This window comes from Pseudomonas sp. MDT1-85, from assembly GCF_054898065.1.
Map to the genome: position 1 here is coordinate 1151453 of NZ_CM142715.1, position 21896 is coordinate 1173348.

The following is a 21896-nucleotide window of genomic DNA, read 5'->3' on the forward strand; positions in this document are numbered from 1 at the left end:
AGAAAGCTGACCATGGTTGAAAATAGCGAACTACGCAAAGCCGGCCTCAAAGTGACCCTTCCACGGGTCAAAATTCTGCAAATGCTCGATTCCGCCGAGCAACGCCACATGAGTGCCGAGGATGTTTACAAGGCGCTGATGGAGGCTGGTGAGGACGTCGGTCTGGCCACGGTTTACCGTGTTCTGACCCAGTTCGAGGCAGCAGGCCTTGTGGTGCGGCACAACTTCGACGGAGGCCATGCGGTCTTCGAGCTGGACGACGGCAAGCATCACGACCATATGGTCAACGTCGAAACCAGTGAGGTGATCGAATTCTTCGACGAAGAAATCGAGCGGCTGCAGAAAGCAATCGTCGACAAGTATGGCTTCGAGATGGTTGATCACAATCTTGTACTGTACGTGCGCAAGAAAAAGTAAGCATGTCGCGCGAACTTCAGGTTCGCGAAACGAACGAAGGCGACCCCAGGGTCGCCTTCGTGCTTTCTGCGTTCTTAAATTTTCGCGGTAACGACCATCTTTTTCGCGTGAGCCAGTGATTCCTTGGTGAGATCGATGCCCCCGAGCATTCTCGCCACTTCTTCGACACGATCGGTCTTGCTCAGTTTGGAGACGGCCGTATGCGTGGCGTCTTCACCGCGGACCTTGTGTACAAATAGATGTTGATGCCCTTGCGCCGCCACTTGCGGCAAGTGAGTCACGGTCAGAACCTGCCCGCGCTCCCCGAGGCGTCGCAGCAATTGGCCGACAATCTCGGCGGTCGGGCCGCCGATACCCACGTCGACTTCGTCGAACACCAGTGTCGGTACGCGCGAGGTTTGTGCAGTGATCACCTGAATAGCCAGGCTGATGCGCGAAAGCTCGCCACCCGATGCCACTTTCGCCAGGGCTTTCAATGGTTGCCCCGGGTTGGCGCTGACCAGCAGTTCTACTTGTTCGAGCCCATTGGGCAGTAGTTCGTCGCTGCTGTTGGGGCGTAGTTCGATGGTGAAACGGCCGCCAGGCATGCCCAGGCGCTGGATTTCCTGTTCCACGGCGCTGGCCAGGCTGCTCGAGGCTTGATGCCGCAGGTCGCTCAGCTCCCGAGCCTTCTCCTGATAATGGCGGGCGTAGGAGGCCAGCTCATCGCTCAGTCGTTCGATGGATTCGTCGTTGGCATTCAGGGTTTCGATTTCATCGAGTAGCTTCTGCTGCATCTCGGCGACCTCGGTCGGCTGGATGCGGTGTTTGCGCGCCAGGGTGTAGATGGCATCGAGGCGCTCTTCCAGGTATTGAAGGCGGGCCGGGTCGGCGTCGAAATTGTCGAGAAAGCGGTTCAGCTCGCCTACGGCTTCTTCGACCTGAATCTGCGCGCTGGTCAGCAGGCTGCTGGCTTCGCCCAAGGCTCCGATCGAATTGTTCACGCTCGATAGGCGGTTAAGGCTGGCGGTTAGCGCGTTCAGTACGTTGCCTGAATCACTTTCGCTGCATTGTTCGACCACTTGCCGGCAAATGCCCAGCAGGGTTTCGGCGTTGGTCAGGTTCTTGTGTTCCTGTTCCAGCTGCTCCAGCTCGTTTTCGCCGAGGCCGAGGTTTTCCAGTTCTTCGAGTTGATAGCTGAGCAACTGATGACGCGCGCGCTGTTCGTCGCCGGAGTTGGAGAGGCGTTCCAGTTCCTGGCGGGTCTGGCGCCAGCGTTGGGCGGCCAGCTGCACTTGGCGAGCCAGGTCCGTGGCGCCGGCGTATTCGTCGAGCAGGCGGCGGTGGGTATCGGTTTTGAGCAGGGACTGGTGTTCGTGCTGACTGTGGATATCTATCAGCAACTCGCCCAGGGCTTTCAGGTCGCCGAGGGGGCAGGGGGTGCCGTTGATATAGCCGCGCGAGCGCCCTTCAGCGGTGATCACTCGACGCAGAATGCACGGGCCGTCGTTCTCGAGGTCGCGCTCGGCCAGCCAGGCGCTGGCTTCCGGGATGTCGACCAGGTCGAAGGTGGCCAGGATATCGGCCTTGTCGGCGCCCGGGCGGACCACGCCGCTGTCGGCGCGATCGCCCAGGGTCAGGCCCAGGGCATCGAGCATGATCGACTTGCCGGCGCCGGTTTCCCCTGTGATCACGCTCATCCCGCGATCGAGTTCGAGATCGAGATGTTCAACGATGGCGTAGTTATGTACGGACAGGTGCACCAGCATAAAGGCCGCTCCCAGGCTTTAGGTCTGGTTATTTATACAGTGTTTTGTTTCTGGCTGACAATGCCCCCTCTTAGGTCGATTTGCTTGATTTAAGGAAATCCTTAGCGCAATGAGGAATGACAATGCAGCTGTTTTTTGTAGGGTTAATCATCAAATAGCCCTTGAAGCTGAATTTTGCGGCCCCATATACCGGGGCAGAAGCGCGAGTTGAGCTCGCGGACGATATTGGAAGGAGAAATCTATGGCTGACGAACAGACAGTGGATACGCAAAATCTAGACGCCAACCAGGGCCCCGAGGCTTCGGGTGAAGACCTGGCGGCTCGTGTACAAGTGCTCGAAGAGCAATTGGCTGGTGCGCAGGATCAGGCTTTGCGTGTAGCCGCCGATCTGCAGAACGTCCGCCGCCGTGCCGAGCAGGACGTTGAAAAGGCTCACAAATTTGCCTTGGAAAAGTTCGCTGGCGACCTGCTGCCGATTATTGACAGCCTGGAGCGCGGTCTGGAGCTATCCAACCCTGACGACGAAAACATTCGTCCGATGCGCGAAGGGATCGAGCTGACCCTGAAAATGTTCCAGGACACCCTGAAGCGCTATCACCTGGAAGCGATCGATCCTGAAGGCGAACCCTTCAATGCCTCGCATCATCAGGCAATGGCCATGCAGGAAAGCGCCGACGTCGAGCCAAACAGCGTGCTCAAGGTGTTTCAGAAGGGCTACCAGCTTCACGGTCGCCTGCTGCGCCCGGCCATGGTCGTGGTCAGCAAGGCACCTGCACCGGTTTCGCCTTCGATTGACGAGCAGGCTTGAAATTAGCCGCAAGGCCCCCATTTAGAAGTCAAGCGTTTAAGTGCTACCGCAGTCAGCCACCACTACTGCGGCATCCAAATCCAAAGTTTCGGGAGAGTGAACATGGGCAAAATTATCGGTATCGACCTGGGGACTACCAACTCCTGCGTCTCCGTGCTGGAAAACGGCAAAGCCAAAGTTATTGAAAACGCTGAAGGCGCGCGTACCACGCCGTCGATCATCGCTTATGCCAATGATGGCGAAATTCTGGTTGGCCAGTCGGCCAAGCGTCAGGCAGTGACCAATCCGCATAACACCCTGTACGCGGTGAAGCGTCTGATCGGTCGTCGTTTCGACGAAGAAGTCGTACAGAAAGACATCCAGATGGTCCCTTACAAGATCGTCAAGGCTGACAACAACGACGCCTGGGTTGAAGTGAACGGCCAGAAAATGGCGCCGCCACAAATTTCGGCTGAAATTCTGAAGAAAATGAAGAAGACCGCCGAAGACTACCTCGGCGAGCCAGTGACCGAAGCGGTAATCACCGTTCCGGCCTACTTCAACGACAGCCAGCGTCAAGCTACCAAAGACGCCGGCCGCATCGCGGGTCTGGACGTTAAACGTATCATCAACGAACCGACCGCAGCCGCACTGGCCTACGGTATGGACAAGGCGAAAGGCGATCACACCGTGATCGTTTACGACTTGGGCGGCGGTACTTTCGACGTTTCCGTGATCGAAATCGCTGAAGTCGATGGTGAGCACCAGTTCGAAGTGTTGGCCACCAACGGTGACACTTTCCTGGGCGGTGAAGACTTTGACATTCGTCTGATCGACTACCTCGTTGACGAGTTCAAGAAAGAAAGCGGCATGAACCTCAAGGGTGACCCGCTGGCCATGCAGCGCCTGAAAGAAGCTGCTGAGAAAGCCAAGATCGAACTGTCCTCGAGCCAGTCGACCGACGTGAACCTGCCGTACATCACTGCAGACGCTACCGGTCCCAAGCACTTGAACGTGAAAATCTCCCGCGCGAAGCTCGAAGCGCTGGTTGAAGACCTGGTTCAGCGCACCATCGAACCTTGCCGCATCGCCATGAAAGATGCCGGTATCGAGATTGGTGCGATCAACGACGTGATCCTGGTCGGCGGTCAGACCCGTATGCCACTGGTTCAGAAGCTGGTGACCGATTTCTTCGGTAAAGAAGCACGTAAAGACGTCAACCCTGACGAAGCTGTTGCCATGGGTGCTGCTATCCAGGGCGCGGTATTGGCCGGTGACGTGAAAGACGTTCTGCTGCTCGACGTCAGCCCGCTGACCCTGGGTATCGAAACCATGGGCGGCGTGATGACCGCGCTGATCGAGAAAAACACCACGATTCCTACCAAGAAATCGCAAGTGTTCTCGACTGCCGACGACAATCAGGGCGCAGTGACCATTCACGTGCTGCAAGGTGAGCGTAAGCAAGCCGCACAGAACAAGTCCCTGGGCAAGTTCGACCTGGCCGAGATTCCACCAGCACCACGTGGTGTGCCACAAATCGAAGTGACCTTCGACATCGATGCCAACGGCATCCTGCACGTCGGCGCGAAAGACAAGGCTACCGGCAAGACTCAGTCGATCGTGATCAAGGCCAACTCCGGTCTGTCCGAGGAAGAAATTCAGCAGATGGTTCGCGATGCTGAAGTTAACGCTGAAGAAGACCGCAAGTTCGAAGAGCTGGCCAGCGCCCGTAACCAAGGCGATGCCCTGGTTCACTCGACGCGCAAAATGGTCGCTGATGCTGGCGACAAAGTGAGCGCTGAAGAGAAGACCTCAATCGAAGCAGCTGTAGTTGCCCTGGAAACCGCCATCAAAGGCGACGACAAGGCCGCTATCGAAGCCAAGGTTGAAGAGCTGTCCAAGGTCTCCGCGCCAGTGGCTCAGAAAATGTACGCTGATCAGGCTCAACCAGCTGAAGGCGCGGCGCCGAAAGACGAATCGGCTGAAAAGGCTGACGATGTTGTTGATGCCGAGTTCGAAGAAGTCAAAGACCACAAGTAAGTTGTTGGTCGCCCGGTTGACTGCCTTCAGGCGGTGACTGGTAGGATGTCGCCGCGCGGGAGCTTGCTCCCGCGTTGGCGTGTCTGGAGTAAGCGAATTTTTACAGCATGCGACAACGCTCGGATGCTGGCGGTATGACCGGAAATGCTCCTGCTTTTCGAGTCGAAAGTACCGCATCGAATCAAAGACCAGGATCGTTGAATTGACGTGAGTTGGGTCCGGGCCTGTATTGGGGCTCAACGAGTTTGGCGAGGCTCAGGAGAGGTTTGCCGAACGTCCTTAAGAGTGCAAAGACTTATGGCAAAGCGTGACTATTACGAAGTATTGGGTGTTGAGCGTGGTTCAAGCGAAGCGGACCTGAAAAAGGCCTACCGTCGCCTGGCGATGAAGCACCACCCGGACCGTAATCCCGATGACAAAGCGTCGGAAGATATGTTCAAAGAGGCCAACGAGGCCTATGAAGTGCTGTCCGATTCCAGCAAGCGCGCGGCCTATGACCAATACGGTCATGCCGGTGTCGACCCGAGCATGGGTGGCGGCGGTGCCGGGTTTGGCGGTCAGAACTTCTCCGACATCTTTGGCGATGTCTTCAGTGACTTCTTCGGTGGCGGTCGCGGCGGTGCTCGTGGCGGCGCTCAGCGCGGCAGCGACCTGCGTTACACCCTGGAGTTGAACCTGGAAGAAGCGGTGCGCGGCACGACCGTGAATATCCGCGTTCCGACACTGGTCAACTGCAAGCCGTGCGATGGCTCGGGTGCCAAGAAAGGCTCCTCGCCGATCACTTGCCCAACGTGCGGCGGTATCGGTCAGGTCCGCATGCAGCAGGGCTTCTTCTCGGTGCAACAGACCTGCCCGCGTTGCCATGGCCAGGGCAAGATCATTTCCGATCCGTGCGATTCCTGCCACGGCGAAGGTCGTGTCGAAGAGTACAAGACCCTGTCGGTGAAAGTGCCGGCCGGTGTTGATACCGGTGACCGTATTCGCTTGTCCGGCGAAGGCGAGGCGGGTGCGCAGGGTGGTCCGACCGGCGACCTGTACGTGGTGATCAATGTGCGCGAGCACGCGATCTTCCAGCGTGACGGCAAGCACCTGTTCTGCGAAGTGCCAATCAGCTTCGTCGACGCAGCGCTGGGCGGCGAGCTGGAGATTCCGACCCTCGATGGTCGGGTCAAGCTGAAGATCCCTGAAGGGACTCAGACTGGTAAGCAGTTCCGTGTTCGCGGTAAAGGCGTCGCGCCGGTTCGCGGCGGCGGTGCTGGTGACCTGATGTGCCGCGTTGCGGTCGAAACCCCGGTCAACCTGGGTCGTCGTCAGCGCGAATTGCTGGAGGAGTTCCGCAGCTCCCTGGCGGACGACAATAGTCACTCGCCGAAAACCACCGGCTGGTTCGAAGGCGTGAAGCGCTTCTTCGGCGATTTGTAAGGAGACAGGCATGCGACGTATTGCTGTGATGGGCGCTGCCGGGCGCATGGGAAAAATCCTGGTCGAGGCGGTGCAGCAACGCGCGCCGTTGACTGGCCTCACGGCAGCCATTGTGCGCCCTGGCAGCACGTTAATTGGCGTGGATGCTGGTGAGCTGGCATCGCTGGGTCGAATCGGTGTGCCGCTGTCCGGCAAGCTGGGTGCGGTGGCTGATGAGTTCGATGTGTTGATCGATTTCACGCTCCCGGAAGTCATGCTGAACAACCTGGCGTTTTGCCGTAAGGCGGGTAAGGCCATGGTGATCGGCACGACTGGATTGGATGCCGCGCAGAAGCAGTTGCTGGTCGAGGCGAGCAAGGATATTGCGATTGTGTTCGCGGCCAATTTCAGTGTCGGTGTAAACCTGTCGCTGAAGCTGCTCGATATGGCGGCTCGTGTGCTGGGCGAAGAGGCTGATATCGAAATCATCGAGGCCCATCATCGACACAAGATCGATGCGCCTTCAGGCACGGCTCTGCGCATGGGCGAAGTGATCGCCAGCGCGCTGGATCGTGATCTGCAGAAGGTTGCGGTCTATGGTCGTGAAGGTCACACCGGTGCGCGCGAGCGTGAAACGATCGGCTTTGCCACTGTTCGTGGTGGTGATGTGGTCGGTGATCATACGGTGCTGTTCGCCTGTGAAGGCGAGCGACTGGAAATCACTCACAAGGCATCCAGTCGCATGACCTTCGCCAAGGGTGCGGTACGTGCAGCTTTGTGGCTGGACGGTCGTGAGCCAGGCCTTTACGACATGCAAGACGTGCTCGACCTGCGGTAAGATGTGCCCGAAATCGGGTTCAAACATAGCGTTTGGGCCCGGTTTTAAACTGCCAAGCGACGTCCTGTCGCATTCTCCGGCCTTTAGGGCTCATTGGCGGTAGACCAAAAATGCCTTTTTCTGTAAGCTACAGCTTTAGTGTGTCCACTAAAAGCGCGCAGAATAATTCGGTGAAGAAGCGGGGTGACGTGTCCATACGTCACTCCGCTTTTTTACAACCTGCGATCGCCCTTTCAGGCTTTATTTACGGGAGGTCTTCTTGACTAAGCCAGCCATACTCGCCCTTGCTGATGGCAGCATTTTTCGCGGCGAAGCCATTGGAGCCGACGGTCAAACCGTTGGTGAGGTGGTGTTCAACACCGCAATGACCGGCTATCAGGAAATCCTTACCGATCCTTCCTACGCCCAACAGATCGTTACCCTGACTTACCCGCACATCGGCAATACCGGCACCACGCCGGAAGACGCCGAGTCCGACCGCGTCTGGTCCGCTGGCCTGGTCATCCGTGACCTGCCACTGGTTGCGAGCAACTGGCGCAACACGATGTCACTGTCCGATTACCTGAAAGCCAACAATGTGGTGGCAATCGCCGGTATCGACACTCGCCGCCTGACACGCATCCTGCGTGAGAAAGGCGCACAGAACGGCTGCATCATGGCCGGTGACAACATTTGCGAAGAAGCCGCCATCGCCGCCGCTCAGGGTTTCCCTGGCCTCAAAGGCATGGACCTGGCAAAAGTCGTCAGCACCAAAGAGCAGTACGAGTGGCGCTCGACTGTCTGGGATCTGAAAACCGACAGCCACGCGACTCTGGATGCCTCCGAGCTGCCATACCACGTGGTGGCTTACGACTACGGCGTCAAGCTGAACATCCTGCGCATGCTGGTCGAACGTGGTTGCCGCGTGACCGTGGTGCCTGCACAGACGCCGGCCGCCGAAGCGCTGGCATTGAAGCCGGACGGCGTGTTCCTGTCCAACGGCCCGGGCGACCCTGAGCCATGCGACTACGCGATTCAGGCAATCAAGGACGTTCTGGAAACCGAGATTCCGGTGTTCGGCATCTGCCTCGGTCACCAGCTGTTGGCTCTGGCCTCCGGCGCCAAGACCCTGAAAATGGGTCACGGCCACCACGGTGCCAACCACCCGGTCCAGGATCTGGACAGCGGTGTGGTGATGATCACCAGCCAGAACCACGGTTTTGCGGTAGACGAAGCGACCCTGCCAGGCAACGTTCGGGCGATCCACAAATCGCTGTTCGACGGCACCCTGCAAGGCATCGAGCGTACCGACAAGAGCGCCTTCAGCTTCCAGGGTCACCCTGAAGCCAGCCCCGGCCCGAACGACGTAGCGCCACTGTTTGATCGCTTCATCAACGAGATGGCCAAGCGACGCTAATCGCTCGCCCTGATGTAGCGAAGCCTGAGGGCGGTCCCGAAACCGGTGGCCCCCTCAAGGCTTCAGAGATTGAACAAGACGGCTTGCCGACTGACCTGCGGATTTGAGTGACAACCCATGCCAAAACGTACAGACATTAAAAGCATCCTGATTCTCGGCGCTGGCCCGATCGTGATCGGCCAGGCCTGCGAATTCGACTACTCCGGCGCCCAGGCCTGTAAAGCCCTGCGCGAGGAGGGTTACCGCGTCATCCTGGTGAACTCCAACCCAGCGACCATCATGACCGATCCGGACATGGCTGACGCCACCTACATCGAGCCGATCAAGTGGCAGACCGTTGCCAAGATCATCGAGAAAGAGCGTCCGGACGCGCTGCTGCCAACCATGGGCGGCCAGACCGCTCTGAACTGCGCCCTGGATCTGGAGCGCGAAGGCGTTCTGGAGAAGTTCGGCGTAGAAATGATCGGTGCCAACGCTGACACCATCGACAAGGCCGAAGACCGTTCGCGCTTCGACAAGGCGATGAAATCCATTGGTCTGGACTGCCCGCGTTCGGGTATCGCCCACAGCATGGAAGAGGCCAACGCGGTCCTCGAAAAGCTCGGCTTCCCGTGCATCATTCGTCCGTCCTTCACCATGGGCGGCACCGGTGGCGGTATCGCTTACAACCGTGAAGAGTTCGAAGAAATCTGCGCTCGCGGTCTGGATTTGTCGCCGACCAAAGAGCTGCTGATCGACGAATCGCTGATCGGCTGGAAAGAGTACGAGATGGAGGTTGTCCGCGATAAGAAGGATAACTGCATCATCGTTTGCTCGATCGAAAACTTTGACCCGATGGGCGTGCACACCGGTGACTCGATCACCGTTGCTCCGGCACAAACCCTGACGGACAAGGAATATCAGATCATGCGTAACGCCTCGTTGGCGGTACTGCGTGAGATCGGCGTGGAAACCGGCGGCTCCAACGTCCAGTTCGGCATCTGCCCGGACACCGGCCGTATGGTCGTGATCGAGATGAACCCGCGTGTATCCCGCTCTTCGGCACTGGCCTCGAAAGCCACTGGTTTCCCGATTGCGCGTATCGCTGCCAAACTGGCGATCGGCTACACCCTGGACGAGCTGCAGAACGAAATCACCGGCGGCGCTACTCCTGCATCCTTCGAGCCGTCCATCGACTACGTCGTCACCAAGCTGCCACGCTTCGCCTTCGAGAAATTCCCGAAAGCCGACGCGCGCCTGACCACTCAAATGAAGTCGGTCGGTGAAGTCATGGCCATCGGCCGGACCTTCCAGGAATCCCTGCAGAAAGCCCTGCGCGGTCTGGAAGTGGGCGTTTGCGGCCTGGACGAGAAGCTCGACCTGAGCAACCCGGAAAGCATGAGCATCCTCAAGCGCGAACTGACCGTGCCCGGCGCCGAGCGTATCTGGTACGTCGCTGACGCGTTCCGCGCCGGCCTGTCGGTCGAAGATATTTTCGGCATGAACATGATCGACCCGTGGTTCCTGGTGCAGATCGAAGACCTGATCAAGGAAGAAGAGAAGGTCAAGACCCTGGGTCTGGCCAGCATCGACCACGACTTGATGTTCCGCCTCAAGCGCAAAGGTTTCTCCGACATGCGTCTGGCCAAGCTGCTGGGCGTGACCGAGAAGGCTCTGCGTCGTCACCGCCACAAGCTGGAAATCTTCCCGGTCTACAAGCGCGTTGACACCTGCGCGGCCGAGTTCGCCACCGACACCGCTTACCTCTACTCGACGTACGAGGAAGAGTGCGAAGCCGCGCCGTCGGGCCGCGACAAGATCATGATCCTCGGCGGCGGTCCAAACCGTATCGGCCAGGGCATCGAGTTCGACTATTGCTGCGTACACGCGGCACTGGCTCTGCGCGAAGACGGTTACGAGACCATCATGGTCAACTGCAACCCGGAAACCGTTTCCACCGACTACGACACCTCCGATCGTCTGTACTTCGAACCAGTGACCCTGGAAGACGTACTGGAAATCGTCCGCGTCGAGAAGCCGAAAGGCGTGATCGTCCAGTACGGCGGCCAAACCCCGCTGAAACTGGCGCGTGCCCTGGAAGAAGCCGGCGTGCCAATTATCGGCACCAGCCCTGACGCCATCGACCGTGCCGAAGACCGTGAGCGCTTCCAGCAAATGGTTGAGCGTCTGAACCTGCGTCAGCCGCCAAACGCCACCGTGCGCAGCGAAGACGAAGCGATTCGTGCCGCGGCCAAGATCGGTTACCCGCTGGTGGTTCGTCCGTCCTACGTACTGGGCGGCCGCGCGATGGAAATCGTCTACGAAGAAGAAGAACTCAAGCGCTACCTGCGTGATGCGGTGAAAGTGTCCAACGACAGCCCCGTGCTGCTCGATCACTTCCTCAATTGCGCGATCGAAATGGACGTGGATGCGGTCTGCGACGGCACCGACGTGGTGATCGGCGCGATCATGCAGCACATCGAGCAGGCCGGCGTTCACTCCGGTGACTCCGCGTGCTCCCTGCCGCCGTACTCGCTGCCTGCTCATATCCAGGACGAGATGCGCGAACAGGTCAAGAAAATGGCCCTGGAACTGGGTGTTGTCGGCCTGATGAACGTTCAGTTGGCGCTGCAAGGCGAAGACATCTACGTCATCGAAGTCAACCCGCGCGCTTCCCGTACCGTTCCGTTCGTGTCCAAGTGCATCGGTGTTTCCCTGGCAATGATCGCGGCTCGCGTCATGGCTGGCAAAACCCTGAAAGAAATCGGCTTCACCAAAGAAATCATCCCGAACTTCTACAGCGTGAAGGAGGCGGTGTTCCCATTCGCCAAATTCCCTGGCGTGGACCCGATCCTGGGCCCTGAGATGAAGTCCACCGGTGAAGTGATGGGCGTGGGCGACACCTTCGGCGAAGCCTTTGCCAAAGCCCAGATGGGTGCCAGCGAAGTGCTGCCGACTGGCGGTACCGCGTTCATCAGCGTGCGTGACGATGACAAGCCACTGGTTGCAGGCGTGGCCCGTGATCTGATCAACTTGGGCTTCGAAGTGGTTGCCACTGCCGGTACTGCCAAGCTGATCGAAGCCGCAGGCCTGAAAGTGCGTCGTGTGAACAAGGTGACCGAGGGTCGTCCGCACGTGGTCGACATGATCAAGAATGACGAAGTCACCCTGATCATCAACACCACCGAAGGTCGCCAGTCGATCGCCGATTCCTACTCCATTCGTCGCAATGCCCTGCAGCACAAGATCTACTGCACTACTACCATTGCTGCTGGCGAAGCTATCTGCGAAGCGCTGAAGTTCGGTCCCGAGAAGACCGTCCGCCGCTTGCAGGATTTACACGCAGGATTGAAGGCATGATCAAATACCCTATGACCGTCCAGGGCGCGAAAGCCCTGGAAGAAGAACACGCTCACCTGACCAAGGTCGTCCGTCCGAAGCTTAGCCAGGACATCGGTACGGCCCGCGAGTTGGGTGACTTGAAGGAAAACGCCGAATACCACGCTGCTCGCGAGCAGCAGGGTATGGTCGAGGCGCGGATTCGTGACATTGAAGGCCGGATTCAGAATCAGGTCATCATCGATGTCACGACCATTCCTCATACCGGCAAAGTGATTTTCGGCACTACTGTTGAAATCGCCAACGTCGAGACTGATGAGCGCGTCACTTACCACATCGTGGGTGAGGATGAGGCTGACTTCAAACTCGGCAAGATTTCGGTGGGTTCGCCATTGGCCCGCGCCTTGATTGCCAAGGAAGAGGGTGATGTGGTTGCCGTGAAAACGCCGGGTGGCGTTATCGAGTACGAGATTGTCGAAGTTCGCCACCTCTGAAAGAAGGCGCCCCCTACGCGCGGGCGCCATGCTTTGGCAGCTGACCCAAATGTTGTGGGTTGGCGGCCTGTGGCTGTTGCATATCGGTCTGCTGCCGGTGCTGGGGCGAATAGGCCTGGCACCGCTGCTGATCGACGAAATTGCAGGCATGCTGAATACGCTGATGGTGGGGTTTGCCACAGCGTGTGTGATTCTTCAGGCTTTGGTGCTGGTTCAGGCCAAGGGCCTTGGCAGTCTATGGCGCGATATTCGTGGGCAACTGCTGATGATGGCGCTGTATGGGGGCGCGATGTATTTCGCGGTCCACGTCGGCTGGCCGCAGGCGGCGCATTGGCAGCTGTTCAGCTATCTTGTTCTGGGGTTTTCCGGGCTGGTGCTGGTGATGCAGCCGGTGCCGGGATGGAGTGTGAGGGTGCGCGAAGCACACCCTTGACCCTTGTCATCACTTGAAGCGATGGACGTTCGACAGCTGCTTGTTGACGCTGAAGTTCTTGCGGTAAATCAGTGCCATCTTGCCGATGACCTGAACCAGATCGGCTTTGCCGGCCTTGCAGAGTTCTGCAATGGCTGCCAGGCGCGATTCGCGATCGAGGATGTTGAGCTTGATTTTGATCAGCTCGTGATCCGCCAACGCGCGTTCAAGTTCGGCTAACACACCTTCAGTCAAACCGTTGTCAGCCACAATCAAAACTGGTTTCAGATGGTGGCCAATGGATTTGTACTGTTTCTTCTGCTCTTGAGTGAGCGGCATAATCTGACCCCTGCGTCTGATCTTGTAAAAAGCGGCGGCCAGTTTACCCGAGCGAGTCCGGGACCGCCCAGTTAATCACGACCCGTTTTATTTTCGAGGTGGCCCGTGGCCCGTTCCAAGACAAGTCTTAAATGGCTGCAAGAGCATTTCAACGACCCATTCGTGAAAATGGCGCAAAAAGACGGGTATCGCTCCCGTGCCAGCTACAAGCTGCTGGAGATTCAGGAAAGGGATCGTTTGATCCGTCCGGGCATGAGCGTGATCGACTTGGGCGCCGCCCCGGGTGGCTGGTCCCAGGTGACCAGTCGTCTGATTGGTGGGCAAGGCACACTGATCGCTTCCGACATCCTGGAAATGGACAGCATCCCGGATGTGACCTTCATTCAGGGCGACTTCACCGAGGACGCCGTACTGGCGCAGATCCTCGAAGCGGTCGGAAAAAACGAGGTGGACCTTGTGATTTCCGATATGGCCCCCAATATGAGTGGATTGGCGTCTGTTGATATGCCGCGATCGATGTTCCTGTGCGAGTTGGCACTGGATCTTGCGACTCGGGTGTTGAAGCCAGGTGGTGATTTTTTGATCAAGGTCTTCCAGGGTGAAGGCTTCGACGAATACCACAAAAGTGTTCGCAAGCAGTTCGAGAAGGTCACGACGCGCAAGCCGAAATCGTCGCGTGATCGCTCCCGTGAGCAGTACCTGCTGGGCCGTGGTTTCCGTGGTCGCAGTGAGGAATAAAAGGTTTTTCGACCGGGGCGATAGGTTTTTCGTATTTCGTCCCGTGAGCATTAGCGAATATTGTGTAGAAAGTGTTTCACAAAGGGTTACAGACGGCGCCTGCCAGAGCCGTAGGTAATGTAGTAAGTTAGGCCGGTGAATATCATGCGAAGCACGCGCCATTAGCGGAGCTTGCTTCAGAGGGTAGTTAATTGAACGATATGGCAAAGAATCTGATCCTGTGGTTGATCATCGCGGCTGTCCTGGTGACGGTGATGAACAACTTCTCCAGCCCTAACGAGCCGCAGACCCTCAACTATTCCGACTTCATCCAGCAGGTCAAGGATGGCAAGGTCGAGCGCGTAGCGGTTGATGGCTACGTGATTACCGGCAAGCGCAACGATGGCGACAGCTTCAAGACCATTCGTCCGGCGATCCAGGACAATGGCCTGATCGGCGACCTCGTGGATAACCACGTGGTAGTCGAAGGCAAGCAGCCTGAGCAGCAAAGCATCTGGACTCAACTCCTGGTCGCAAGCTTCCCGATCCTCGTAATCATCGCTGTCTTCATGTTCTTCATGCGGCAGATGCAGGGCGGTGCCGGTGGCAAGGGCGGACCGATGAGCTTCGGCAAGAGCAAGGCGCGCCTGCTCTCCGAAGATCAGGTGAAAACCACATTGGCTGACGTTGCCGGTTGCGACGAAGCCAAGGAAGAAGTTGGCGAGCTGGTCGAGTTCCTGCGCGATCCGGGCAAATTCCAGCGTTTGGGCGGCCGCATTCCTCGTGGCGTGCTGATGGTCGGTCCTCCTGGTACGGGTAAAACCTTGATCGCCAAGGCGATTGCCGGCGAAGCCAAAGTGCCGTTCTTCACCATTTCCGGTTCTGATTTCGTCGAAATGTTCGTCGGTGTCGGTGCCAGTCGTGTTCGTGACATGTTCGAGCAGGCGAAGAAACACGCGCCATGCATCATTTTCATCGATGAAATCGACGCCGTCGGTCGCCATCGTGGTGCCGGTATGGGTGGCGGTCACGATGAGCGCGAACAGACACTCAACCAGTTGCTGGTGGAGATGGACGGTTTCGAAATGAATGACGGCATCATCGTCATCGCAGCGACCAACCGTCCCGACGTACTGGACCCTGCATTGCTGCGTCCGGGCCGTTTCGACCGTCAGGTCGTGGTCGGTCTGCCGGATATCCGTGGTCGCGAGCAGATTCTTAAAGTCCACATGCGCAAAGTGCCAATGGGTGACGACGTCGCTCCGGCCGTGATCGCGCGTGGTACTCCTGGTTTCTCCGGTGCCGACCTGGCCAACCTGGTGAACGAGGCGTCGTTGTTCGCAGCCCGTACCGGCAAGCGCATCGTCGAGATGAAAGAGTTCGAACTGGCCAAAGACAAGATCATGATGGGTGCCGAGCGCAAATCCATGGTCATGTCCGAGAAAGAGAAGCAGAACACTGCTTATCACGAAGCTGGCCACGCCATCGTCGGTCGCGTCGTACCTGAGCATGACCCGGTCTACAAGGTGTCGATCATCCCGCGCGGTCGTGCGCTCGGTGTGACCATGTTCCTGCCGGAAGAAGATCGCTACAGCCTGTCCAAGCGTGCGCTGATCAGTCAGATCTGCTCGCTGTACGGCGGTCGTATCGCTGAAGAGATGACCCTGGGCTTCGACGGTGTCACCACCGGTGCATCCAACGACATCATGCGTGCCAGCCAGATCGCACGGAACATGGTGACCAAGTGGGGCTTGTCGGAAAAGCTCGGCCCGTTGATGTACGCCGAAGAAGAGGGCGAAGTGTTCCTTGGTCGTGGCGGCGGTGGTCAACATGCCAGCTTCTCCGGCGAGACAGCCAAACTGATCGACTCCGAAGTACGCAGCATCATTGACCAGTGCTATGGCACGGCCAAGCAGATCCTCACGGACAACCGCGACAAGCTCGATGCCATGGCAGATGCCTTGATGAAGTACGAGACGATCGATGCCGATCAGATCGATGACATCATGGCGGGTCGTACGCCTCGCGAGCCTCGCGACTGGTCTGGCAGCAGCGATACTTCCGGTACGCCTCCGGCGGTGCAGGATGGGCGTCCGGAAACACCAATCGGTGGCCCGGCTGCTGACGTATAAGGTTTGAAATGACTTCTGTTCAGTCCTCGACCCGGTTGCCTTGCGGCAACCGGGTTCTTGATTTGGCCCAGACGCATGTCATGGGCATTCTCAACGTCACTCCCGACTCCTTTTCCGATGGTGGCCAATACAGTCAGCTCGATGCGGCCCTGCGCCACGCCGAGGCGATGGTGGCGGCTGGTGCGACGCTGATCGACGTTGGTGGCGAATCGACCCGGCCCGGTGCCAGGGCGGTTTCACCCCTTGAAGAGATGGAGCGTGTAGCGCCTGTCGTCGAGCGTATTCATCGTGAACTCGATGTGATTATCTCGGTCGATACCTCCACGCCGGCGGTCATGCGTGAAACCGCTAGGCTGGGGGCGGGTTTGATCAATGATGTGCGTTCGTTGCGCCGAGACGGAGCCCTGGATGCTGCGGCGGCCACTGGCTTGCCGGTATGTCTCATGCATATGCTCGGCGAGCCGGGCGACATGCAGGACAATCCGCAGTACCAGGATGTGACGAAAGAGGTCGGCGAGTTTCTCGCCGAACGCATGGTTCAGTGCGCGTCGGTGGGCATTCCCGCTGAGCGGATCATTCTCGATCCGGGCTTCGGCTTCGCGAAAACCTTGCAGCACAACCTGAGCCTGTTTAAGCATATGGAGGCCTTGCATGCCTTGGGGCGGCCCCTGTTGGTCGGGGTTTCGCGAAAGAGCATGATCGGGCAAGCCTTGAATCGGCCGGTGGGAGAGCGCCTGTATGGCGGTTTGGCGCTCGCGGCACTGGCTTCAATCAAGGGGGCGCGTATATTGCGCGTCCATGATGTGGCCGAAACCGTCGATGTGGTGCGGATGATCGCCGCCGTAGAATCAGCCGAATAAGAATGATGGAGTACTTATGAGCAAAAAATACTTTGGCACCGACGGCATTCGTGGTCGGGTCGGTGAATACCCGATTACTCCTGATTTCATGCTCAAGCTTGGCTGGGCGGCCGGCATGGCTTTTCGCAGCATGGGTGCCTGCAAGGTGCTCGTGGGCAAGGATACCCGGATATCCGGTTACATGTTCGAATCCGCGCTTGAGGCCGGGCTGACTTCGGCAGGTGCTGATGTGATGCTCCTGGGGCCGATGCCGACACCGGCCATCGCCTATCTGACACGTACCTTTCATGCCGAAGCCGGCATCGTGATCAGTGCTTCGCACAACCCTCATGACGACAACGGCATCAAGTTTTTCTCCGGAAAGGGCACCAAGCTTCCGGATGAAGTCGAACTGATGATCGAAGAGCTGCTCGACACCCCGATGACCGTGGTTGAGTCGAGCAAGATCGGCAAGGTATCGCGAATCAACGATGCCTCGGGCCGTTATATCGAATTCTGCAAAAGCAGCGTCCCGACCGGCACCAGTTTTGCCGGGCTGAAGATCGTGATCGACTGTGCCCACGGTGCGACCTATAAAGTGGCGCCGAGTGTGTTCCGTGAGCTGGGGGCTGATGTCGTTGTGCTTTCTGCTCATCCCAATGGCCTGAACATCAATGAGAATTGCGGTTCGACCCATATGGAGCCGCTGCAGGCTGCTGTATTGGCCGAGCACGCCGATTTGGGTATTGCCTTTGACGGTGATGGTGACCGGGTCCAGATGGTCGATCACACTGGCACTGTCGTCGACGGCGACGAGTTGTTGTTCATCATTGCTCGCGATCTGCAAGAGCGCGGCAAGTTGCAGGGCGGCGTGGTCGGTACGCTAATGAGTAACCTTGGGCTGGAATTGGCTCTGGCGGATCTGGCAATTCCTTTTGTGCGCGCCAACGTAGGCGACCGTTACGTTATCTCCGAGTTGCTGGAGCGCGATTGGCAGGTGGGTGGAGAAAACTCGGGGCACATCGTCTGCTTCAGTCACACCACCACCGGTGATGCAATCATTGCCGCGTTGCAGGTGTTGATGGCGCTGAAGAGGCGCGTAGAAGGCCTGGCTCAGTCCCGTCAGGCGCTGCGCAAGTGTCCTCAGGTGCTGATCAATGTCCGGTTTGGCGGTGGTGCGAATCCGATCGAACATCCGACCGTCAAGGAAGCCAGTGACCGTGTCACCCAGGCGATGGCCGGTCGTGGGCGCGTACTGTTACGCAAGTCCGGGACAGAGCCGCTGGTGCGGGTCATGGTCGAGGGCGAGGACGAAACGCAGGTTCGCGGTTACGCCGAAGAGCTGGCAAAACTGGTAACTGAAGTTTCTGTCTGATTTCGGCTTGCCAGCCATGATTGTGTTGGGTAACATCTGCGCCCACTTTGACCGACGAGGTACAGCATGCGTCGCCCTATGGTAGCTGGTAACTGGAAGATGCACGGTACCCGCGCCAGCGTCGCTGAGCTGATCAACGGCCTTAATCATCTGGCCTTGCCGAGCGGTGTTGATGTCGCGGTATTCCCGCCTTGCTTGCATATCAATCAAGTGATTGATGGCTTGAAAGGTGAGTCGATTTCGGTCGGTGCGCAGAATTCTGCAGTGGAATCCATGCAAGGTGCATTGACCGGTGAAATTGCGCCGAGTCAGTTGGTGGATGCAGGTTGTTCCCTGGTGCTTGTCGGGCACTCCGAGCGCCGCCAGATAATGGGCGAGCAGGATGGAATGCTGATTCGCAAGTTCGCAGCGGCGCAGGCATGTGGCTTGATTCCGGTGTTGTGCGTAGGGGAGACCCTCGAAGAGCGCGAAGCTGGAAAAACTCTTGAGGTTGTCGGGCGTCAGCTTGGCAGTATCATTGAGGAGCTGGGTGTAGGTGTCTTTGCAAAGGCAGTAATCGCTTACGAGCCGGTCTGGGCCATTGGCACCGGGCTGACTGCTTCGCCGCAACAGGCGCAGGATGTGCACGCAGCCATTCGCGCTCAGTTGGCGGCAGAGAATTCTGAGGTCGCGCAAGGTGTGCGGCTTCTATACGGCGGCAGCGTGAAGGCGGCCAATGCGGTCGAACTGTTCGGCATGCCGGATATCGATGGGGGGCTCATTGGTGGAGCTTCCCTGAATGCAGATGAGTTCGGTGCGATTTGTCGCGCCGCGGGAAACTGAAAAAATGCTGGAAACAGTCGTAGTCGTTTTTCATCTGCTGGGTGCATTGGGCGTAGTTGCTCTGGTTTTGCTGCAGCAGGGTAAAGGTGCGGATGCTGGCGCGTCTTTCGGAGCAGGTGCTTCAAATACTGTGTTCGGAAGCCAAGGTTCCTCTACCTTTCTTAGTAAGTTTACTGCTATACTTGCCGCCGGTTTCTTCATAACCAGCTTAGGGTTAGGTTACTTTGCTAAAGAGAAGGCTCAAGAGCTGACTCAAGTAGGTTTGCCAAATCCAGCAGTGTTGGAAGTTCCAAAGCAACAACCGGCTTCTGATGATGTCCCGGTGCTTCAAGAGCAAAAGTCGGCTACTCCAGCGACTGACGTGCCTCCAGCTCAAGAGCAGAAGTAAGAAGGGTTTCAAACGTAGTATTGCCGAGGTGGTGGAATTGGTAGACACGCAACCTTGAGGTGGTTGTGCCCATAGGGTGTAGGGGTTCGAGTCCCCTTCTCGGTACCAATTATCAGGAGAGCCCGCTGTTGCGGGCTTTCTTGTAGGTGGAAGGTTACATTGACCCTGTCAGGGATCGGTCGTATACTTCCGCCCCAGCTTTGTCGCGGGGTGGAGCAGTCTGGTAGCTCGTCGGGCTCATAACCCGAAGGTCGTCGGTTCAAATCCGGCCCCCGCAACCAGTTTAAGGAGCCCCTTTTAAGGGGCTTTTTGTTAGCTGGACACTTTCAACGCCGCTGTTCAACGGCGTTTCAAGGATGGGCGTTTCGCCCATTTTTTTATTTTGCACAGCATGCACATACATGCACGAGGGGGTTCAGGTGTCGAGCAAGCTAGAAGAGTTGCAGGCCTTGCTGGCCCCGGTGGTCGTGGCCCTAGGCTATGAATGCTGGGGTATTGAGTTTTCGGCTCAAGGTCGCCACTCAATGTTGCGCGTTTATATTGATAAAGAGGGCGGCGTGCTGGTGGACGATTGTGCCATCGTCAGCCGTCAGATCAGCGGTGTACTGGATGTTGAAGATCCGATCGCCGTTGAATACACCCTTGAAGTTTCCTCGCCTGGCATGGAACGCCCACTGTTCACTATTGAGCAGTTTGCAAAATTTGCCGGTGAACAAGTGAAGATCAAGCTGCGCTCGCCTTTTGAAGGTCGGCGCAACTTTCAGGGCCTTCTGCGCGGTGTAGAAGAGCAGGACGTCGTGGTGCAGGTTGAAGACCATGAATTCCTGTTGCCGATCGATATGATCGACAAGGCCAACATTATTCCCAGTTTTGACTGAGACGCGGATCCCGCGGATCCAATGGCTTGCGAAAGGCGAGGCGTACGATGAGCAAAGAAGTACTGCTGGTTGTTGAGTCGGTATCCAATGAAAAGGGCGTACCGGCAAACGTAATTTTTGAAGCGCTGGAGCTGGCTCTGGCCACTGCTACCAAAAAACGTTTCGAGGACGAAGTCGATCTGCGTGTGGAAATCAATCGCCACACCGGCGCTTACGAGACATTCCGTCGCTGGACGGTCGTCGAAGAAGCAGACCTGGACGATCCGGCCATCGAAACCTGGCCGAGCAAGGTTGCGGAAACGCATCCTGGCGCCCAGGTCGGTGACGTTGTCGAAGAAAAGATCGAGTCCATCGAGTTCGGCCGCATTGCTGCACAGACTGCCAAGCAAGTCATCGTGCAGAAAGTTCGCGAAGCCGAGCGCGCTCAAGTCGTTGATGCCTATCGCGAGCGCCTGGGGGAAATCATCTCCGGCACCGTGAAGAAAGTGACCCGCGACAACGTGATCGTCGACCTGGGCAACAACGCTGAAGCGTTGCTGGCTCGCGAAGACATCATTTCTCGCGAAACCTTCCGGGTTGGCGTGCGTCTGCGTGCGCTGCTCAAGGAAATCCGCACCGAGAACCGCGGTCCGCAGCTGATCCTGTCGCGTACCGCGCCGGAAATGCTGATCGAGTTGTTCCGCATTGAAGTGCCGGAAATCGCTGAAGGCCTGATCGAAGTAATGGCTGCGTCCCGCGACCCGGGTTCGCGCGCCAAGATCGCGGTCCGCTCCAAGGACAAACGCATTGACCCGCAAGGCGCTTGCATCGGTATGCGCGGTTCGCGCGTCCAGGCAGTGTCCGGCGAGTTGGGCGGTGAGCGCGTGGACATCGTCCTGTGGGACGATAACCCGGCTCAGTTCGTGATCAATGCAATGTCGCCGGCTGAAGTGGCGGCAATTATCGTTGACGAAGATGCCCATGCAATGGACATCGCCGTTGGCGCAGACAATCTGGCTCAGGCCATTGGTCGGGGTGGTCAGAACGTGCGTCTGGCTAGCCAGTTGACTGGCTGGACCCTGAACGTGATGACCGAATCGGACATCCAGGCTAAGCAGCAAGCAGAAACCGGCGACATCCTGCGCAACTTCATCGACGAGCTGGAAGTCGACGAAGACCTGGCACAGGTGCTGGTAGATGAAGGCTTCACCAGCCTGGAAGAGATTGCCTACGTACCGTTGGAAGAAATGCTCAACATCGACGGCTTTGACGAAGAAACCGTCAACGAGCTTCGCGCTCGCGCCAAGGATCGTTTGTTGACTAAAGCCATCGCTACTGAGGAAAAGCTGGCAGACGCCCATCCGGCCGAAGACCTGCTCTCGCTTGAGGGTATGGACAAGGATTTGGCGATGGAACTGGCGGTGCGCGGCGTAATTACCCGCGAAGACCTGGCCGAGCAGTCTATTGACGACCTGCTCGACATCGACGGCATTGACGATGATCGTGCCGGCAAGTTGATCATGGCCGCCCGAGCCCATTGGTTCGAGTAATTAGGCGCGGCCTGAGGAGAGAAGTG

19 protein-coding genes and 2 tRNA genes are annotated in these 21896 nt (G+C 57.8%); 19 read left to right on the forward strand and 2 right to left on the reverse strand.

Annotation, left to right across the window (positions count from 1 at the left end; genetic code table 11):
* The first annotated feature begins 12 nt into the window (after positions 1–12).
* On the forward strand, positions 13–417 hold the full coding sequence (gene fur, locus ACYZT2_RS05090) for a ferric iron uptake transcriptional regulator (RefSeq protein WP_003197684.1): 405 nt from the start codon (positions 13–15) through the stop codon (positions 415–417).
* Positions 418–491: 74 nt separating this feature from the next.
* Here the strand turns inward: fur and recN are convergent, their stop codons facing one another.
* Positions 492–2165: a DNA repair protein RecN gene (recN, locus tag ACYZT2_RS05095; protein ID WP_461970653.1), complete on the reverse strand. Its 1674-nt coding sequence runs from the start codon at positions 2163–2165 to the stop codon at positions 492–494.
* Positions 2166–2406: 241 nt separating this feature from the next.
* Here recN and grpE point away from each other — a divergent pair, with 241 nt between their 5' ends.
* The 8 genes from grpE to ACYZT2_RS05135 all read left to right on the forward strand — a co-directional run bounded on the left by grpE (position 2407) and on the right by ACYZT2_RS05135 (position 12872).
* Positions 2407–2973 carry a nucleotide exchange factor GrpE gene (gene grpE, locus ACYZT2_RS05100; protein ID WP_007900531.1) on the forward strand — a complete coding sequence of 189 codons (567 nt, stop codon included), beginning with the start codon at positions 2407–2409 and terminating at the stop codon, positions 2971–2973.
* A 102-nt stretch (positions 2974–3075) separates the two neighbouring features.
* A complete protein-coding gene (dnaK, locus tag ACYZT2_RS05105; RefSeq protein ID WP_461970656.1) occupies positions 3076–4992 on the forward strand; it encodes a molecular chaperone DnaK in 1917 nt (638 codons plus the stop codon).
* Positions 4993–5289: 297 nt separating this feature from the next.
* Entirely contained in the window at positions 5290–6414 is a 1125-nt protein-coding gene (gene dnaJ, locus ACYZT2_RS05110; RefSeq protein ID WP_030128088.1) for a molecular chaperone DnaJ, read from the forward strand.
* A 10-nt stretch (positions 6415–6424) separates the two neighbouring features.
* Entirely contained in the window at positions 6425–7231 is an 807-nt protein-coding gene (gene dapB, locus ACYZT2_RS05115; RefSeq protein WP_461970658.1) for a 4-hydroxy-tetrahydrodipicolinate reductase, read from the forward strand.
* A 259-nt stretch (positions 7232–7490) separates the two neighbouring features.
* Positions 7491–8627 carry a glutamine-hydrolyzing carbamoyl-phosphate synthase small subunit gene (gene carA, locus ACYZT2_RS05120; RefSeq protein ID WP_461970660.1) on the forward strand — a complete coding sequence of 379 codons (1137 nt, stop codon included), beginning with the start codon at positions 7491–7493 and terminating at the stop codon, positions 8625–8627.
* 117 nt (positions 8628–8744) lie between these two features.
* Positions 8745–11966: a carbamoyl-phosphate synthase large subunit gene (carB, locus tag ACYZT2_RS05125; RefSeq protein ID WP_461970662.1), complete on the forward strand. Its 3222-nt coding sequence runs from the start codon at positions 8745–8747 to the stop codon at positions 11964–11966.
* Positions 11963–12439, forward strand: coding sequence for a transcription elongation factor GreA (gene greA, locus ACYZT2_RS05130; RefSeq protein WP_007942892.1), 477 nt, complete (start codon positions 11963–11965; stop codon positions 12437–12439). Before carB ends, greA begins: the two co-directional genes overlap by 4 nt.
* A 28-nt stretch (positions 12440–12467) precedes the next feature.
* A complete protein-coding gene (locus tag ACYZT2_RS05135) occupies positions 12468–12872 on the forward strand; it encodes an MFS transporter (protein ID WP_461970664.1) in 405 nt (134 codons plus the stop codon).
* A gap of 9 nt (positions 12873–12881) precedes the next feature.
* Here the strand turns inward: ACYZT2_RS05135 and ACYZT2_RS05140 are convergent, their stop codons facing one another.
* On the reverse strand, positions 12882–13190 hold the full coding sequence (locus ACYZT2_RS05140) for a YhbY family RNA-binding protein (RefSeq protein WP_007900503.1): 309 nt from the start codon (positions 13188–13190) through the stop codon (positions 12882–12884).
* A gap of 105 nt (positions 13191–13295) precedes the next feature.
* Between ACYZT2_RS05140 and rlmE the strand changes: the two genes are divergently transcribed.
* From rlmE to nusA, 10 genes are all read left to right on the forward strand, one after another.
* Complete coding sequence (gene rlmE / locus ACYZT2_RS05145) at positions 13296–13928, forward strand: 23S rRNA (uridine(2552)-2'-O)-methyltransferase RlmE (RefSeq protein ID WP_003177853.1); 633 nt, start codon at positions 13296–13298, stop codon at positions 13926–13928.
* 200 nt (positions 13929–14128) lie between these two features.
* The gene (gene ftsH / locus ACYZT2_RS05150) at positions 14129–16039 is read left to right on the forward strand and encodes an ATP-dependent zinc metalloprotease FtsH (protein WP_461970667.1); all 1911 of its coding nucleotides are present in this window, start codon (positions 14129–14131) and stop codon (positions 16037–16039) included.
* Between the two features lie 8 nt (positions 16040–16047).
* A complete protein-coding gene (folP, locus tag ACYZT2_RS05155) occupies positions 16048–16899 on the forward strand; it encodes a dihydropteroate synthase (RefSeq protein WP_461970669.1) in 852 nt (283 codons plus the stop codon).
* Between the two features lie 16 nt (positions 16900–16915).
* Positions 16916–18253: a phosphoglucosamine mutase gene (gene glmM, locus ACYZT2_RS05160; protein WP_461970671.1), complete on the forward strand. Its 1338-nt coding sequence runs from the start codon at positions 16916–16918 to the stop codon at positions 18251–18253.
* Positions 18254–18319: 66 nt separating this feature from the next.
* Positions 18320–19075, forward strand: coding sequence for a triose-phosphate isomerase (tpiA, locus tag ACYZT2_RS05165; protein ID WP_461970673.1), 756 nt, complete (start codon positions 18320–18322; stop codon positions 19073–19075).
* 4 nt (positions 19076–19079) lie between these two features.
* On the forward strand, positions 19080–19463 hold the full coding sequence (secG, locus tag ACYZT2_RS05170; protein WP_060541200.1) for a preprotein translocase subunit SecG: 384 nt from the start codon (positions 19080–19082) through the stop codon (positions 19461–19463).
* Positions 19464–19485: 22 nt separating this feature from the next.
* Positions 19486–19571, forward strand: a tRNA-Leu gene (locus ACYZT2_RS05175).
* A 96-nt stretch (positions 19572–19667) separates the two neighbouring features.
* Positions 19668–19744: transfer RNA gene (locus ACYZT2_RS05180), tRNA-Met, on the forward strand.
* A 138-nt stretch (positions 19745–19882) separates the two neighbouring features.
* Positions 19883–20341, forward strand: a complete 459-nt coding sequence (gene rimP / locus ACYZT2_RS05185; protein WP_010463487.1) for a ribosome maturation factor RimP — start codon at positions 19883–19885, stop codon at positions 20339–20341.
* 47 nt (positions 20342–20388) lie between these two features.
* Positions 20389–21870 carry a transcription termination factor NusA gene (nusA, locus tag ACYZT2_RS05190; protein WP_008024459.1) on the forward strand — a complete coding sequence of 494 codons (1482 nt, stop codon included), beginning with the start codon at positions 20389–20391 and terminating at the stop codon, positions 21868–21870.
* The last annotated feature ends 26 nt before the right edge of the window (positions 21871–21896 follow it).